14 protein-coding genes are annotated in these 13,667 nt (G+C 68.6%); 8 read left to right on the plus strand and 6 right to left on the minus strand.

The window, feature by feature from the left end; all coding sequences use genetic code 11:
- Window positions 1-24 precede the first annotated feature (24 nt).
- The 3 genes from phnE to phnD are packed head-to-tail and all read right to left on the minus strand — an operon-like array spanning window position 25 to window position 2,518.
- Entirely contained in the window at window positions 25-849 is an 825-nt protein-coding gene (gene phnE / locus EGT29_RS12025; protein WP_124689218.1) for a phosphonate ABC transporter, permease protein PhnE, read from the minus strand.
- On the minus strand, window positions 846-1,649 hold the full coding sequence (gene phnC, locus EGT29_RS12030) for a phosphonate ABC transporter ATP-binding protein (RefSeq protein WP_124689219.1): 804 nt from the start codon (window positions 1,647-1,649) through the stop codon (window positions 846-848). Before phnC ends, phnE begins: the two co-directional genes overlap by 4 nt.
- Window positions 1,646-2,518, minus strand: a complete 873-nt coding sequence (gene phnD, locus EGT29_RS12035; RefSeq protein ID WP_124689220.1) for a phosphonate ABC transporter substrate-binding protein — start codon at window positions 2,516-2,518, stop codon at window positions 1,646-1,648. The genes phnC and phnD overlap by 4 nt, the downstream gene beginning before the upstream one ends.
- Before the next feature lie 111 nt (window positions 2,519-2,629).
- On the opposite strand from phnD, the gene EGT29_RS12040 reads away from it, so the two are divergent.
- The 4 genes from EGT29_RS12040 (at window position 2,630) to EGT29_RS12055 (ending at window position 6,438) form a co-directional block, all read left to right on the plus strand.
- Window positions 2,630-3,508 carry a LysR substrate-binding domain-containing protein gene (locus tag EGT29_RS12040; RefSeq protein WP_124689221.1) on the plus strand — a complete coding sequence of 293 codons (879 nt, stop codon included), beginning with the start codon at window positions 2,630-2,632 and terminating at the stop codon, window positions 3,506-3,508.
- A gap of 74 nt (window positions 3,509-3,582) precedes the next feature.
- Window positions 3,583-4,329: a GntR family transcriptional regulator gene (locus tag EGT29_RS12045; protein ID WP_124689222.1), complete on the plus strand. Its 747-nt coding sequence runs from the start codon at window positions 3,583-3,585 to the stop codon at window positions 4,327-4,329.
- 95 nt (window positions 4,330-4,424) lie between these two features.
- On the plus strand, window positions 4,425-5,456 hold the full coding sequence (locus EGT29_RS12050; protein ID WP_124689223.1) for a TauD/TfdA family dioxygenase: 1,032 nt from the start codon (window positions 4,425-4,427) through the stop codon (window positions 5,454-5,456).
- Window positions 5,457-5,466: 10 nt separating this feature from the next.
- Window positions 5,467-6,438 (plus strand): tripartite tricarboxylate transporter substrate binding protein, encoded by a 972-nt coding sequence (locus EGT29_RS12055; RefSeq protein WP_161567800.1) that lies wholly within the window; start codon window positions 5,467-5,469, stop codon window positions 6,436-6,438.
- A 12-nt stretch (window positions 6,439-6,450) separates the two neighbouring features.
- Here the strand turns inward: EGT29_RS12055 and EGT29_RS12060 are convergent, their stop codons facing one another.
- Complete coding sequence (locus EGT29_RS12060) at window positions 6,451-7,182, minus strand: IclR family transcriptional regulator (RefSeq protein WP_124689225.1); 732 nt, start codon at window positions 7,180-7,182, stop codon at window positions 6,451-6,453.
- A gap of 163 nt (window positions 7,183-7,345) precedes the next feature.
- Here EGT29_RS12060 and EGT29_RS12065 point away from each other — a divergent pair, with 163 nt between their 5' ends.
- Genes EGT29_RS12065 through EGT29_RS12080 form a run of 4 tightly spaced genes read left to right on the plus strand, consistent with a single transcriptional unit; the run spans window position 7,346 to window position 11,879 of the window.
- Complete coding sequence (locus EGT29_RS12065) at window positions 7,346-9,094, plus strand: hypothetical protein (protein ID WP_238160381.1); 1,749 nt, start codon at window positions 7,346-7,348, stop codon at window positions 9,092-9,094.
- Window positions 9,091-9,837: a hypothetical protein gene (locus EGT29_RS12070; protein WP_124689226.1), complete on the plus strand. Its 747-nt coding sequence runs from the start codon at window positions 9,091-9,093 to the stop codon at window positions 9,835-9,837. The genes EGT29_RS12065 and EGT29_RS12070 overlap by 4 nt, the downstream gene beginning before the upstream one ends.
- Before the next feature lie 19 nt (window positions 9,838-9,856).
- A complete protein-coding gene (locus tag EGT29_RS12075; RefSeq protein ID WP_161567801.1) occupies window positions 9,857-10,864 on the plus strand; it encodes a dipeptidase in 1,008 nt (335 codons plus the stop codon).
- Between the two features lie 22 nt (window positions 10,865-10,886).
- Window positions 10,887-11,879, plus strand: a complete 993-nt coding sequence (locus EGT29_RS12080) for a tripartite tricarboxylate transporter substrate binding protein (RefSeq protein ID WP_124689228.1) — start codon at window positions 10,887-10,889, stop codon at window positions 11,877-11,879.
- A gap of 57 nt (window positions 11,880-11,936) precedes the next feature.
- Here EGT29_RS12080 and EGT29_RS12085 read toward each other — a convergent pair whose 3' ends face one another.
- Window positions 11,937-12,371 (minus strand): RcnB family protein, encoded by a 435-nt coding sequence (locus tag EGT29_RS12085; RefSeq protein WP_124689229.1) that lies wholly within the window; start codon window positions 12,369-12,371, stop codon window positions 11,937-11,939.
- A 128-nt stretch (window positions 12,372-12,499) separates the two neighbouring features.
- Complete coding sequence (locus EGT29_RS12090) at window positions 12,500-13,462, minus strand: tripartite tricarboxylate transporter substrate binding protein (RefSeq protein WP_124689230.1); 963 nt, start codon at window positions 13,460-13,462, stop codon at window positions 12,500-12,502.
- Window positions 13,463-13,667: the final 205 nt, after the last annotated feature.

Consider the following 13,667-nt stretch of genomic DNA (forward strand, 5'->3'; position numbering starts at 1 on the left):
TACGGGGTAGGTAGGTGGCCGGGCTCAATGCCGGCCGGTGTGTTGGATCCGGTGGCGGAGCTGGCTGGAAACGGCGTCGGCGGCGACCACCATCGCGGCGATGACGATGATGCAGGTGGCCGTCTCGGTGTAGCGGAACAGCTTCAGGCTGCTGACCAGCTCGAAGCCGAGGCCGCCGGCCCCCACCATGCCGAGCACGGTGGCCGATCGCAGGTTCACCTCGAAGCGATACAGCACGACCGCGATCCAGGCCGTCATCACCTGGGGCAGCACGCCGAACACGATCACTTGCAGCGGCCGCGCGCCGGTGGCCCGCAGCGCCTCGATCGGGCCCTGGTCGATTTCCTCGATGGCCTCGGCGAAGAACTTGGCCAGCATGCCGGCGCCGTGCACGGCCAGGGCCAGCACGCCGGGAAAGGGGCCCAGCCCCACGGCCGAGACGAAGACCAGCGCGAGTATCAGTTCGTTGATGCTGCGCACGACGTTCAGCACCTGGCGCGTGGCCAGGTAGACCCAGCGGCGGCCCTGGAGATTGCGCGCGGCCAGGAAGGACAGCGGAATGGCCGGCAGGATCGCCAGCAGCGTGCCCCAGATGGCGATCTGCACGGTTTCCAGCGCGGGGGCGGCCAGGCGACCCAGCATGCTCCAGTCGGGCGGCAGGGTGCGTCCGGCGAAGTCGATGATCTGCGGCAGGCCGGACGCCAGTTCGGTCCAGCTGATTTGCGCGCCACTGGCGCTCCATTGCAGGGCCCAGGCCAGTGCCAGGGCGCCGCCCGCCAGGGTGATCCAGCCCTGCGCGTTGCGCGGGGCGGGACCCATCCAGCGATACCGGTTGGTCGAGGTGTTCATGCCTGGGCTCCCGAGGGAACGGCCAACCGCGCGGCCAGCGGTGGGGCGGTGCCGCCCGCGTCCGCCGGATCGGGCGAGTGCCGGTAGATGCGATCGACGCCGGATTGATCCAGCGAGCCGGCGGCGCCGTCGAACACGACGCGGCCGCCGTTCAGGCCGACGATGCGGTCGGCGAACTCGCGCGCATAGTCGACCTGGTGCAGGTTGCACAGCACGGTGATGCCCAGGTCGCGCGAGGCGTCGCGCAGGTATTGCAGGACCTTGCGCGAGGTGTGCGGGTCCAGGCTGGCGACCGGCTCGTCGGCCAGGATGACGCGCGGCTGCTGCGCCAGCGCGCGGGCGATGCCCACGCGCTGCATCTGTCCGCCCGACAGCGCGTCGGCGCGCGCGTGGGCCTTGTGCGCCAACCCCACGCGGGCCAGGCATTCGTGCGCCAGCGCCACGTCGTCGCCGCGGAAGCAATGGAGCACCGAGGCCAGCGTGGACATGGCGCCCAGCCGGCCGGTCAGGACGTTCTTGAGCGCGGTCAGCCGGGGCACGACATGATGGTGCTGGAAGATCATTGCCACGCTTCGCCGCAGCGCCCGCGTATCGGCGCCCTGCATGGCGTCGATGCCGGCCATGCGCAACTGGCCGCCGTCGGCCACGGCCAGGCGGTTCATGCAGCGCAGCAGGGTCGACTTGCCCGCGCCGGACTCGCCCAGCACCACCACGAATTCCCCGGCCGCGGCATCGAGGTCGACGCCGCGCAGGACCGCGTTGTCGCCGTAGCGCTTGGTCAACTGGCGCGCGTGGATCACTTCATGCTCCGCAGATCGAGCTTGAGTACCTTGGCGGTCTCGCGCACGACGTCGTAGGCCGCGTCGTTGGTCGGCTGGAAGCCGTTCAGCACGCCCTGGTCGCCCCAGGGCAGGTCCTTGACGTTCGCCAGCGCCTGGGCCAGCTTCTGCTTCAGGGCGGGGTCCAGGTCCTTGCGCCAGACCATGGGCGATTCGGGAATCGGGTTCGAGCTCCAGACGACCCGCAGGTCGTCCTGCCTGACCTGGCCCTTGGCGATGGCGCTGGCCAGGATACGGTCGGCCACCGAGGCGGCATCGACCTTCTTGTTGGCCACCGCCAGGATGCTGGCGTCGTGCGAACCGGAGAAGACCACGCGGCCGAAGAAGCTGTCGGGATCGTAGCCGGCTTGCAGCAGGCCGGCCTTGGGGAAGAGGTGGCCCGAGGCGGAGGTCGGATCGACGAAGGCGAAGTTGCGGCCCTTGAGGTCGGCCGGCGTCGCGATGCCGCTGTCCTTGCGGGCGATGATCAGGCTCTTGTACGAGCTTTGTCCGGTCTTCTTGGTGACCGCGACGGCGAAGGCCTCGACGTTGGCGACCGAGTGGGCCAGCACGTAGGAGAACGGTCCCAGGTAGGCGGCGTCCAGCTTCTTGGCGCGCAGCGCCTCGATCACGCCGTTGTAGTCGGTGGCGACGAAGGGCTTGACCGGCATGCCGAGCTGGCGCTGCAGGCTGTCGAGCACCTGCTTGCTGCTTTCGATCATGGCCTGGGAGTCCTCGGCGGGAATCAGGCCTATGGTCAACGTATCGGCGGCGTGGGCCGGCGCGGCGGCCAGCAGGGGCAGGGCCAGGGCGAGCAGGGCGCGGCGCAGGCGGGGGAAACGCAGGGACATGGAGATTCTCGCTGGGGTTGGTTCGAGTGCCGCCAGATTAAGAACTCAATGTGACAGGGGTTTATCAAGACATTCACGATTTCGTCATCGTTCCATAGACACAATCTATGGATGTCAGCCGCCAAGCTTCGCGCCTTCCTTGCCGTCGCCCAGTACGGGACCTTCAGCGCCGCCGCGCGGGCGCTGGGCATGAGCCAGCCCACCCTGACCACGCAGGTGCAGGGGCTGGAGCGCCGCTACAACGTCGAACTGTTCCACCGGCGCGGGCACCGGGTCGAGCTGACGGCCATCGGCGCACGCCTCTTGCCGCTCGCGCGCCAACTGGGCGAGCTGGAGGCGGACGCCTACAGCCTGCTGCACGACAGCGGGGAACTGAACGCGGGCCAGCTCAGGCTGGGCGCGGTGGGCCCTTTCCACGTGATCGAGATGGCCGATGCCTACCACCGCCGCTATCCGCGTATCGACGTGTCGATACGCATGGGAAATTCGACCTCGGTGTTCAAGGACCTGGAGGACTACACCGTGGACATCGGTGTGCTGGCGCGTTTCCACGATGCGCCCGGGTTCAGCGCCATGCCCTATGCCCGGCACGCGGTGATCCTGTTCGTGCCGGTCGGCCATGCCTTCGCCGGCCATGCCAGCGTGCCGCTGGAGGCCTTGCAGGGCCAGCCGCTGCTGCGGCGAGAGAGCGGATCCAGCACGCGCCGCGCGGTCGAGGAGGCGCTGGCGCGGCAGGGCGTGGTGCCCCACACCGCGATGGAGATCGGCAGCCGCGAGGCGCTGCGCGAGGCGGTGGCGCGCGGCATGGGCATAGGCGCCGTATCCGAGGCGGAGTTCGTGCCCGACCCGCGCTTCGTGCCGGTCCGGATCGAGGGCGACCCGGCTTTCACCGAGACCTATCTCTACTGCCTGGAGGAACGCCGCCACAGCCGCATGCTGGAGTCGTTCTTCGACGTCGCGCTAAGCCTGCGCAAGGCCGGCGGCGGATAGGGCGCGCGGTCCGCGCCGCCCCTGCGCCGTATACTGCCCGATTGCCCGACGCAGACAACCAACCAAGGCATTCGATGGAGCCGTCCGCTATCACCCGATCTTCCGCATTCCTGCAGGCCAACGACGAAGGCAGCGCGACCAGTTTCCGCTGGCTGCTGGGGCAGTCCAAGACCCTGACGCTGCCCGAACAGATCGCCGCCCACGTGGGCGACCGCATCCTGAATTCCGCCATCGAGCCGGGCGAGTGGATACGCGAACAGGACCTGGCCGACGAGTTCGCGGTCAGCCGCAGCCCGGTGCGCGAGGCGATGCGGCTGCTGGAGAAGGAAGGGATCGTGCGCATCCATCCCCGCCGGGGGGCGCAGGCCACGCAGTTGTCGCTGAAGGAAATCGAGGACTTGCAGGAGGTGCGCCAGGCCCTGGTCCGCGTGGTGGCGCGGCGCGTGGCCGTCCTGTCGTCGCCCGAACTGGTGGCGATCCTGGAGGCGGGCGTGGCCCAGCTCGCGCCGCTGGCCGAGGACCCGGCGGGGGGCGATGCCTTCGGCGAGACGCTGTCGCGCCTGACGCTGTGCTGCGCCGCCCATAGCGGCAACGACCGCCTGTTCACGCTGATCACGTCGCTGTCGTTGCAGATGTCGCGCTATACCCGGCTGGGCCTGCGTTCGGTCGAGCGCCGCAAGCGTTCGCTGGCGCTGTGGCGCAAGTCGTTGCAGGCGATCCGCAAGGGCGACGCGGACGAGGCCGAAAGGCTGTGGGCCGCGCGGCTGGACGAGAATAGCCGGGAGATACGGCGCCTGTTGAAGGACAGCGGCGTCGTGTAGGGCGGGGCGCCCGGGAGGGCGTCTTCGGGTTCAAATTCGTCCAAAATTGTCGACAATGTTAAGATGTCCAAAATTACAGCCACCAAGGAGACGTCATGACAGCCCAAGCATTGCCACCCATCACCGGTCCCGAAGCCTGGAGCGGCACCAGCCTGGCCGGTACCACCGACTGGATCTGGCGCCTGGCGCCGGACGAGATCCGCGAGCTGGCCGAGGCCACCGCCACGGCCCGCGCGAAGGGCATGAAACCGACCGAGTTCGGTGCCGCCGACTTCCCCATCCCGCGCATGGCCGCCCGTCTGGAAAAGGTTCGCCAGGAACTCGAGGGCGGCCGCGGCTTCGCCTTGCTGCGCGGCCTGCCCATCGCCGACTACACGGATGACGAGGCGCGGCTGCTGTTCTGGGGGCTGTCCGTGAACCTGGGCGAGCCGCAGGAGCAGGACGGCGCCGGCAACCGCATGCACAGCGTCACCAACACCGGCCTGAAAGTGTCGAACGACAACTCGGTGCGCAGCTACCAGACCGACGACGAACTGACCTTCCACAACGACGGCGGCGATGCGTTCATGCTGCTGTGCCTGCGCACCGCGGTGTCCGGGGGCGTCAGCAAGCTGGTCAGCGTCGCGGCGCTGTACAACGAAGTGCTGCGGCGCCGGCCCGACCTGGCCGGCGTGCTGCAGGAACCTTTCCATTTCGACACGCGCGGACAGCACCGGGGCGGCTTGCGCATCCAGACGGTGCCCATCCTGAATTTCTTCGAAGGCCGGCTCAGCGCCCTGTACAAGCGCCGCTACCTGAAACTGGCGCAGGACCTGCCCGGCGTGCCGCGCTGGACCGACGCCCAGGCGCAGGCGATCGAGCTGGTCGAGGAAATCTGCAACGACCCCGCGGTCCAGCTGAGCTTCAGCATGGAGCCGGGCGACATCCAGATCGGCAACAACTATTCGGTACTGCACGCCCGTACCAAGTACCAGGACCACGACGATCCGGCCCGTCGCCGGCACTTGCTGCGCGCCTGGCTGACCCTGCCCAACGGCCGGCCGTTGCCGGCGGTGTTCGGCCAGACGCGCGAGTTCGGCACTTCGTACGAGCGCCGCCATGGACAGGCCGCCGTGTCGGCTTCGTGAGGAGAGGGCGATGATCTTCAAGCATCTGTTGGCCGCCGCGCTGGGCGGCATGCTGTGCGCCGCGCCGGTAGCGCAGGCGGAGGACGCATTTCCGTCGCGGCCCAGCCGGCTGATCGTGCCCTATACGCCGGGCGGCAACACCGACCTGCTGGGGCGGGTGGTCGCGCAGGGGCTGTCCCAGATCTGGGGGCAGTCGGTCGTGGTCGAGAACAAGCCGGGCGCGGCCGGCACCATAGGCGTGGAGATGGTGTCCAAGTCCAAGCCGGACGGCTACACCACCGTGCTCGGCTCGTTCGGCAACATCCTGGTCGCGCGCAGCCTGTACAAGAGCCTGAGCTACGATCCGGCCAAGGACCTGGAGCCGGTGGTGTTGCTGGCCACGCCGCCGGTGGTGTTGGTCGCCAACGAGAAGATGCCGTTCGACGACGTGAAAGGGCTGATCGAGTATGCGCGGCGCAACCCGGGCAAGCTCAACTACGGTTCGTCCGGCAACGGATCGTCCAATCACCTGTTCGGCGAATTGTTCGCGTCCATGGCGGGCGTCAAGCTCACCCACGTGCCTTACAAGGGCAGCGGACCGTCCGTTTCGGACACCATCTCCGGACAGATCCAGTTGAACTTCGCGCCGTTTCCCCTGGTGCGCGAGCACATCAAGGGTGGCAAGCTCAAGGCGCTGGCGGTGACGAGCGCCAAGCGCTCGCCGGTGCTGCCCGACGTGCCCACGGTAGCCGAGGCCGGCCTGCCGGGTTACGAGGCGGTGGGATGGTTCGGGCTGATGGCCCCCGCGGGCACGCCCAAGGCTGTCCTGGACCGGATCAACCGCGACGTGAACCAGGTGTTGAAGTCGCCCGCCATCCGGGAGAGCCTTGCGAGCGAAGGCGCCGAGCCGGCGGGCGGTTCGGTGGACGACGCGCGGCGTTCCATCGCCGAGGGCGAACGCAAGTGGGGAGGGCTGGTGGAGAAGCTGAACATCCAGCTCTGAGCGCCAGCCGGATCACTTCAACTGGCTGAGTGTCCGCACGGCCTCGCGCAGCGGTCCGATCAGCTTGTCCGGATCGAAGCGCGAGGCCGGCGTGACCAGGGACAGCGCGGCGATGCACGCGCCCTTGGCATCGAACACCGGCATGGCCACCGACTGCACCCCCGGCGTGTCGGTGCCTTCCGAGACCGCGTAGCCCTGCGCCGCGATCTCTTTCAGCATGGCCGGCCTGGCCAGCACGGCGCCCTGGCGCTGGAGCATTTCCCGGTAGGCCGGGCTGGATAGCGCGGTCAGCACCCGGCCGGACGAGCTGTCGTTCAGAGATAGCAGGGTGCCGACCTTGACGTCGGCGCGCACCGCCACCTGCTGTGCTTCCACGCGGCGCACCAGCCGCACGCAATTGCCGTTCAGCACGGCCAGCGAGGCCGTCTCCCCCACCTGCAGGACCAGCTCCTGCATCACGTGCGCGAACCGTTCCCCCAGATTGGCCTGCACCAGCGCCGTTTCGCCCACCAGCGCCGCGTGCAGCGACAGTCGGTAGCTGCCCTGGTCGGTCTGTTCCAGCCAGCCCGCTTCCATCAGCGTCAGCAGCTTCTGGTAGGTCGTGGCGCGGCTGCTGCCCGAGGCGGCCGCGAGTTCCATCAGCTTCATGGGCCGGTCGGACTTGCCCAGCAGATCCAGCAATTGCAGCGTCTTCAGTACCGAACTGAGCGGCCGGACGCCCCCGGCCTCGCGCGCTTCGAGCATGGCGCAGCTTCCTCGTCAGAAAAATTCTTGCATTCCCGGATGGGGAGTATAGAATGATTTAAATAGAATCATAAGTATTCTAATAGAATACATCAAAGCCGGGCAGCCGGCCAGGTGTTTCCCCTTGCGCCGCGTGGCCGGCGCGATGACGACAGGAGCATGCATGGACTTTGCCGACGTGGAAGAGGCCGTTGCGGCCCAGGCGCCAGCCGGCGCGGCGGCCGGGCGCGAGCCCCGCATCCGCAGCGCGGATCTATTGATGACGCCCGCCCGCATGGGGGTGATGCAGGCCAGCCGCCTGAGCGTGAGCCGGCTGCTGATGGCCAAGGCCATACGCGAGCGCTGGACCATCGAGCGGGTGCGCTGGCAGATCGACGAGCGCGCGCGCGGCACCGCGCTGTACCGCATCGACACGGGCGCGATGCCGTTCGATTTCATCGTCCATTCATTCGAACCGAAGATGGAGGGGCGGGCGGGCCGCATCATCGGCCGTGCCTGGGACATGATGGCGGCGCTGGTCGAAGGGCCCGTGTCCGAGCGCGACATCCGCATCACCGGCGAGGAAATCCCCAAGCTCTACGCGGGCCGCGCCACGCCGGGCACCTTGATCTGGGCCCGCTCGAACCGCAGCGCGCGCGTGTTCAACCACACGGTCGAGTCGCTGGCACAGGGGCGCCAGCCCGACGTGCCCACGCTGGCCGACGTCTGCTATCTGATGCGCAATACCGGGCTGGACGGCAACGGCACCTTCGGCACCCGTTCGTTCCGCGCGCTGGAAAGCACGCATCCGCTGCGGCGGCCGCTGGACGCGCAGATGCTGTGCGCCTACATGATGCGGGTGTTCTCGGTGGACCTGGTCAACCACCTGGCGCGCTGCGCCTCGCCGGCGGCGGCGAGGCTGGCGCCGGAGATCGAGCGTTTCCTGGGCGTGGGCAACGCCTCGGCGCTGGGGCTGATCCTGTATGTGAACAACCATCCCAAGCTGGTACACCACTGGGTACAGGCGCGCGAACAGGCCATCGTGGGCGCCAAGCGGCTGCGCGTGGCGGCAGGCGACGCGAAGCTGGCGCTGCTGCTCAAGCTGCTGGACAAGGCCATTGCCTACCGGCGCGAAGACCGGATGGACTATGAACAGTTCACGGCCAGCGCCGACCTTGCCGCCGACCTGGCGGCCATCCGGGCGCAGGTACAGGCGCTGCACGACACCGGCACGGTGCGTGGCAATGCCGAGCGCTATCCCTTGTCCGCGCTGTGCGACGCGCTGGACGGCACGGTGCACGAAGAAGCCTACGAGACCTTCCTGGGCCTGCTGACCGAGCTGGTGCCCGAGCTGTGCGACCGCCTGGCCGAGGGCCTGGCGGTGGACGAGGAATACGCGACCGATCCGTCGATGTCCATCGGCCACCTGCGCGATCTGCTGCATGCCGAATACGGCTGGGCCTTCGACATCGACCTGGATGCCGAGGGCGCGTCGAAGTTCGTCTGGTACAAGTCGGCCACCGCCGAGGAACCGCGCCGCGGCCCGCGCGCCGAGGCGGGCGAGGTCTTCAACCTGGGGCTGGACCTGCCGCGCCTGGTGACGGGGCTGGACCGCGAGATCGCCCAGCGTCCGGCCGCCACCAGCGTCGCGCGCTTCCTGCTGGAGAAGCCGGAATACCGCTTTATCGTCAGCCGCGTGCAGACGCTCAGCGGCCTGGCCTTCCACTCGCCCCACGCCAACATCATGGGCGAGCAGTTCGTGCCGTGCGAGATCACGCGTTTCATCAACATCGGCATACACGGCATCGACAAGACGCGCGACTACCTGCAGCGCAACCTGCGCGGCGTCATCTACCAGGGCGCGCCCACGGCCGCCGACATCGCCGCCGGTGCCGATCCCCATTGGTTCTATCCCCAGGAGCCCGTCCTATGAACAGGGAAGTCGTCGATTCTCCCCGCGTGTTCGATGTATCCGTGCGCGAGGCGCGCATGTGCATAGACCGCATCCTGCTGGTGTGCCGCCTGCCGCCCGGCTACGTGCACGGCGTGAGGGAAGTGGTGCTGCTTTCCCAGTCCATGGGGCTGGGCGGGTTCCGCGCCTTGTACGAAGGCTATGAACGGCTGCGCGAAGGGTCGCTGGACCGGGTGTCGGTGCAGGATGCCGACGACGGCGCGCTGGTGGTGGATGGCGGCGGCATCCACGCCTGGGTGCTGCTGCCCACCCTGATGGACCTGGGCGTGGAGCGCGCCCGGTCGGCGGGCCGCGCCACGCTGCGCGTGTCGGGCGTGCAGGACCTGCACGAGCTGCACGTCATGGCCGGGCTGGGCCGCCGCTACGGCACGGGCGCCGAGGTGTCGCAGCCCGACGAGGGCGAGGGCCACGGGCAGAAGGCGGTGGTGACGCTGTTCAACACCGCGCGGCCGCTGGGCATGGACGAATGGGATCCGCTGCTGGCCCGGGCCATCCGCCACGGCTATCCGGTCGACGGCGGCCTGTGGCGCGCCATCCATGCCTTGTCGAACGGGGCGCTGGCGCCGGACTCGGTGGTCTCGCGCCGCCATGCCGGGCCGGTCATCCTGCGCGACGACGGCACGCTGCAAGGCCGCCCGCCCGCCGACGACGACATGGACCTGAACATGCTCCGCCATGTCCCCTCCAGCCAAGGATGCGCGTGACGCGCGAAGGACGATGCAGATGAATACGGTCAACAAACAGGTCGGCATCATCGTCGACGGATTGTCGATGCCGGTGCCGGAGCGGCGCTGGTTCGAGGAGTGGCGCGAGGCCGGCATAGGTTGCGTGAACACCACGGTGGCGGTGTGGGAGAACGCCGCCCAGACCCTGGGCCTGCTGGGCAAATGGCGCGTCGTGCTGGAACAGAACCAGGACCTCGTCGCGCCCGCCGCCAGCGTGGCCGAGATCGAGGCCGTGGCCGCCTCGGGCCGCACGGCCGTGATGTTCGGGTTCCAGAACACCGCGCCGGTGGAGCACGACCTGGACCTGTTCGGCATGTTCCGGCAACTGGGCGTGTGCGTGATGCAACTGACCTACAACCTGCAGAACTACATCGGCTGCGGCTACTGGGAGGAAAAGGACACCGGGATCTCGTCGCGGTTCGGCCAGCTGGCGCTGGAGGAAATGAACCAGCTCGGCATCCTGATCGACCTGTCGCATTGCGGCGAGCGCACGACCCTGGAAGCCATCCAGATGTCCGGCAAGCCGGTGGCCATCACGCATGCCAACCCGCGCGAATACGTGGGCACGCCGGTATATGGCGCGGGCCGCCTGAAGCAGACCGAGGCCCTGCGCGAGCTGGCCCGGCGCGGCGGCGTGATCGGCCTGACGCCCAACCGCAACATGACCCGGCACGGTGCCGCGACCACGCTGGAACAGTTCGGCGACATGGTGGCCTGGACCGTGGACCTGCTGGGCGTGGACGCGGTTGCCATCGGCACCGACTATTGCCCCGGCCATCCGCGTTCGGTGCGCACCTGGTGGCGCTACGCGAAGTGGTCGCGCCAGAGCGCGCCGGCCAAGGAAATGGAGATCGCGCCGCACGAAGGCTGGTCCGAGTGGATGCGCACGCCGGCCGGATTGCAGAACATCATTGTCGAACTGGAGCGGCGCGGATTCGGCCGGGCCGACATCGACAAGATCATGGGGGGCAACTGGATGAGGCTGTTGCGTGAAACGATAGGCTGATTCATCGATTAGGAGCTGGGCCATGAACCGATTACTGCGGTGTATGTTGGGGGTGGGGGTGGGGGTGGTGGCGGCACTGGGCGCTGCCCCGTCCGCCCGGGCGCAGGACGACGCATTTCCGAGCCGGCCGATCCGGCTGCTGGTGGGATTCGCGCCGGGTGGCGGGACCGATGTGGTGGCGCGGGTCATCGCGCCCAGGCTGTCCGAGATCCTTGGCCAGTCGGTCGTCGTGGAAAACAAGCCGGGCGCGAGCGGCATCGTGGCCGGCGGCATCGTGGCCAAGGCGCCGCCCGACGGCTATACGCTGATGATGGGAGTGGTGTCGGTCAACACCATCCTGCCGCATCTGTTCAACAACATTCCGTACGACACCGCCACGGACTTCGCGCCCGTGACGCTGACGGCATCGGTGCCGCACTTCATCGCCGTCCATCCTTCCGTGCCGGTGCACAGCGTGCCCGAACTGATCGCCTACGCCAAGGCGCATCCGGGCCAGCTCAGCTTCCCGTCGGCCGGCAGCGGCACCACGCCCCACATCGCCGGCGAGATGTTCAAGAGCATGGCCGGGGTGCAATTGCTGCACGTGCCGTACAAGAGCACCGGGCAGTCCATGCCCGACCTGTTGGCGGGGCGCTTGCAGGTGGGGTTCGATACCTATCCGACCACGGCGCCCTACGTGAAGACGGGCAAGCTGCGCGCGCTGGCGGTGACCGGCGCGCGCCGGCTGGCGGAGTTTCCCGACCTGCCCACGGTGGCCGAGTCGGGCCTGCCCGACTATCGCTTCGCCACCTGGTACGGCGTCTTCGCGCCCAAGGGCACGCCGGCCGCCATCGTCAACCGCCTGCACGACGGCATCGCCAAGGCCATGGCGGCGCCCGACGTGCGCGAGCAACTGGTGAAGATGGGCGTGGATGGAACCGAAACCAGGACGCCGGAGGAGTTCGCGTCATTGGTGCGCGCCGACACGGAGCGCTTCGGCAAACTGGTGAAGGCGGCGGGCGTGCGGGTGGACTAGGGCCCTGCGCGGCGAAGGCCTCCCGCGGCGGTGGCGCGGGAGGTGTGCCGTGCAGGGCTAGGGATTGAGGATGGCCTGGAGCACGATGCCGGTGGCTACCCCGACCAGGAAGTAGTCGGCGCCGACGTTGATCCAGTGGTAGCCGCGCGGGGGCGGGGAGAGGCGATGGCCGCGCCAGTTGTCCACCACGTACTGCGGCCCGCGATAGGGGTAGGGGACGCGATCGCCCTTAGACCAGTGTCGATAGGCGGGGTCTCCGGGGCCGGGGCCCTGCGGCCCGCGGTGGCCGTGGCCGGGTGCCCGGCCCGGGCCGCGTCCCATGTCGTGGCCGGGACCTTGTCCGGGATGATTCATGCCCGGGTGGCCCGGTCCGCCGGGGCCATGGCCGCCGCCGGGCCGTCCGCCGGGAGGCCCGCCCTGCGCGTAGGTCGCGGCCGAGGCCGCGAGCAGGATACCGGTCAGCAGATGCGCCAGCAGGCGACTGGGTGCCATGATGATCTCCTTGAGGCAGTGCAGCGCCCGGAACACGGGCGTTGCATTGATTCTATGCCTCGCGCATGGCCGCGCCACCCCCACCGGGCCATGCAGGTATTGCAGCCTGTTTCAACCGGCTGGCGGCCTCATTCCACCGTGACGTTGGCGGCGCGCACGATGTCCTTCCACTTCAGGTAGTCGCTCTTGAGCAACTGGGCGAATTCCTCGGGCGACATGGCCTGCGCCTCGGCGCCCTGGGCGTGGATGGCATCGCGGGTCTCGGGCTGGGCCAGCAGCTTGTTGACCGCCGTGTTGACGGTGGCGACGATCTCCTTGGACGTGCCCGCCGGCATGAACAGGCCATACCAGGTGCTGACGTCGAAGCCCTTGTAGCCGAGCTCGGCGACGGTGGGCACGTCGGGCAGCGAGGTGCTGCGCTTGGCGCTGGTGACGGCCAGGGCGCGCAGCTTGCCGGACTGGATCTGCGCCATGGCCGACGGCACGGAGGACACCAGCAGGTCGACGTTGCCGGCCAGCACGTCCATCATGGCGGCGTTCGAGCCCTTGTAGGGGATGTGCCGGATGTCGATCTTCGCCGCGCCCTTGAAGATCTCGCCGGCCAGGTGGATGGTGGTGCCGCTGCCGGGCGACCCATAGGTGATGGCGCCGGGCTCGGCCTTGGCCGCCGCGACCACGTCGGCCAGGGACTTGAAGCGCGAATTGGCCTGCGTGACGATGACGATGGGCGTGTAGCCCACGTGCGCCACGGCCACCAGGTCCTTGGTCGGATCGTAGGCCACGCTCTTGTACAGCCAGGGCGCGACCACCAGGTTGTCCTTCTGGCCCATCACCATCTCGTAGCCGGTGGGCGCCGCGCGCACGGCCGCCGCGATGCCTATGGTGCCGCCCGCGCCGGCGCGGTTCTCGGCCACGATGGTCCATTTCTCGGATTCGCCCAGCCGGGTGGCGACGAGGCGGGAAAGAATGTCGGTGCCCCCGCCCGGCGGGAAGGGAATCAGGAGGCGGATGGGCTTGGACGGATAGGCCTGGGCGTGGGCGCCGGTGGCGGCCAGCGCCAGTGCGGCGATGGCAAGACATTTGCGGAACATGGGATGTCTCCTCGTTCTGAGGGCGTCAAGCATACCGGAATCCGCCGCCATGCCCGTGCCGGCCGGGCCTGTCGGCCGTCGCGCCTAGCACGTGGCGATGGAAAACAAGCGTCATTTCCTGGATCATGGGGGCATTCCAGTCAATAGAATATCGGGCGGACCGTTTTTCCCGACCGCGCCGGACCGGCCTTGCGCGTCCGGAGGG

Origin of the sequence: Pigmentiphaga sp. H8 (genome assembly GCF_003854895.1) — a bacterium.
GTDB lineage: Bacteria > Pseudomonadota > Gammaproteobacteria > Burkholderiales > Burkholderiaceae_B > Pigmentiphaga.

Excerpts from the sequence above, each read along its gene's own strand:
- EGT29_RS12050 (WP_124689223.1), top strand. The coding sequence starts at position 4,425 with ATGACAGCCCAAGCATTGCCACCCATCACCGGTCCCGAAGCCTGGAGC.
- EGT29_RS12060 (WP_124689225.1), bottom strand. The coding sequence starts at position 7,182 with ATGCTCGAAGCGCGCGAGGCCGGGGGCGTCCGGCCGCTCAGTTCGGTA.
- phnD (WP_124689220.1), bottom strand. The coding sequence starts at position 2,518 with ATGTCCCTGCGTTTCCCCCGCCTGCGCCGCGCCCTGCTCGCCCTGGCC.
- EGT29_RS12090 (WP_124689230.1), bottom strand. The coding sequence starts at position 13,462 with ATGTTCCGCAAATGTCTTGCCATCGCCGCACTGGCGCTGGCCGCCACC.
- EGT29_RS12045 (WP_124689222.1), top strand. The coding sequence starts at position 3,583 with ATGGAGCCGTCCGCTATCACCCGATCTTCCGCATTCCTGCAGGCCAAC.
- EGT29_RS12040 (WP_124689221.1), top strand. The coding sequence starts at position 2,630 with ATGTCAGCCGCCAAGCTTCGCGCCTTCCTTGCCGTCGCCCAGTACGGG.
- EGT29_RS12080 (WP_124689228.1), top strand. The coding sequence starts at position 10,887 with ATGAACCGATTACTGCGGTGTATGTTGGGGGTGGGGGTGGGGGTGGTG.
- EGT29_RS12085 (WP_124689229.1), bottom strand. The coding sequence starts at position 12,371 with ATGGCACCCAGTCGCCTGCTGGCGCATCTGCTGACCGGTATCCTGCTC.
- EGT29_RS12055 (WP_161567800.1), top strand. The coding sequence starts at position 5,467 with ATGATCTTCAAGCATCTGTTGGCCGCCGCGCTGGGCGGCATGCTGTGC.
- EGT29_RS12075 (WP_161567801.1), top strand. The coding sequence starts at position 9,857 with ATGAATACGGTCAACAAACAGGTCGGCATCATCGTCGACGGATTGTCG.
- phnE (WP_124689218.1), bottom strand. The coding sequence starts at position 849 with ATGAACACCTCGACCAACCGGTATCGCTGGATGGGTCCCGCCCCGCGC.
- EGT29_RS12065 (WP_238160381.1), top strand. The coding sequence starts at position 7,346 with ATGGACTTTGCCGACGTGGAAGAGGCCGTTGCGGCCCAGGCGCCAGCC.
- EGT29_RS12070 (WP_124689226.1), top strand. The coding sequence starts at position 9,091 with ATGAACAGGGAAGTCGTCGATTCTCCCCGCGTGTTCGATGTATCCGTG.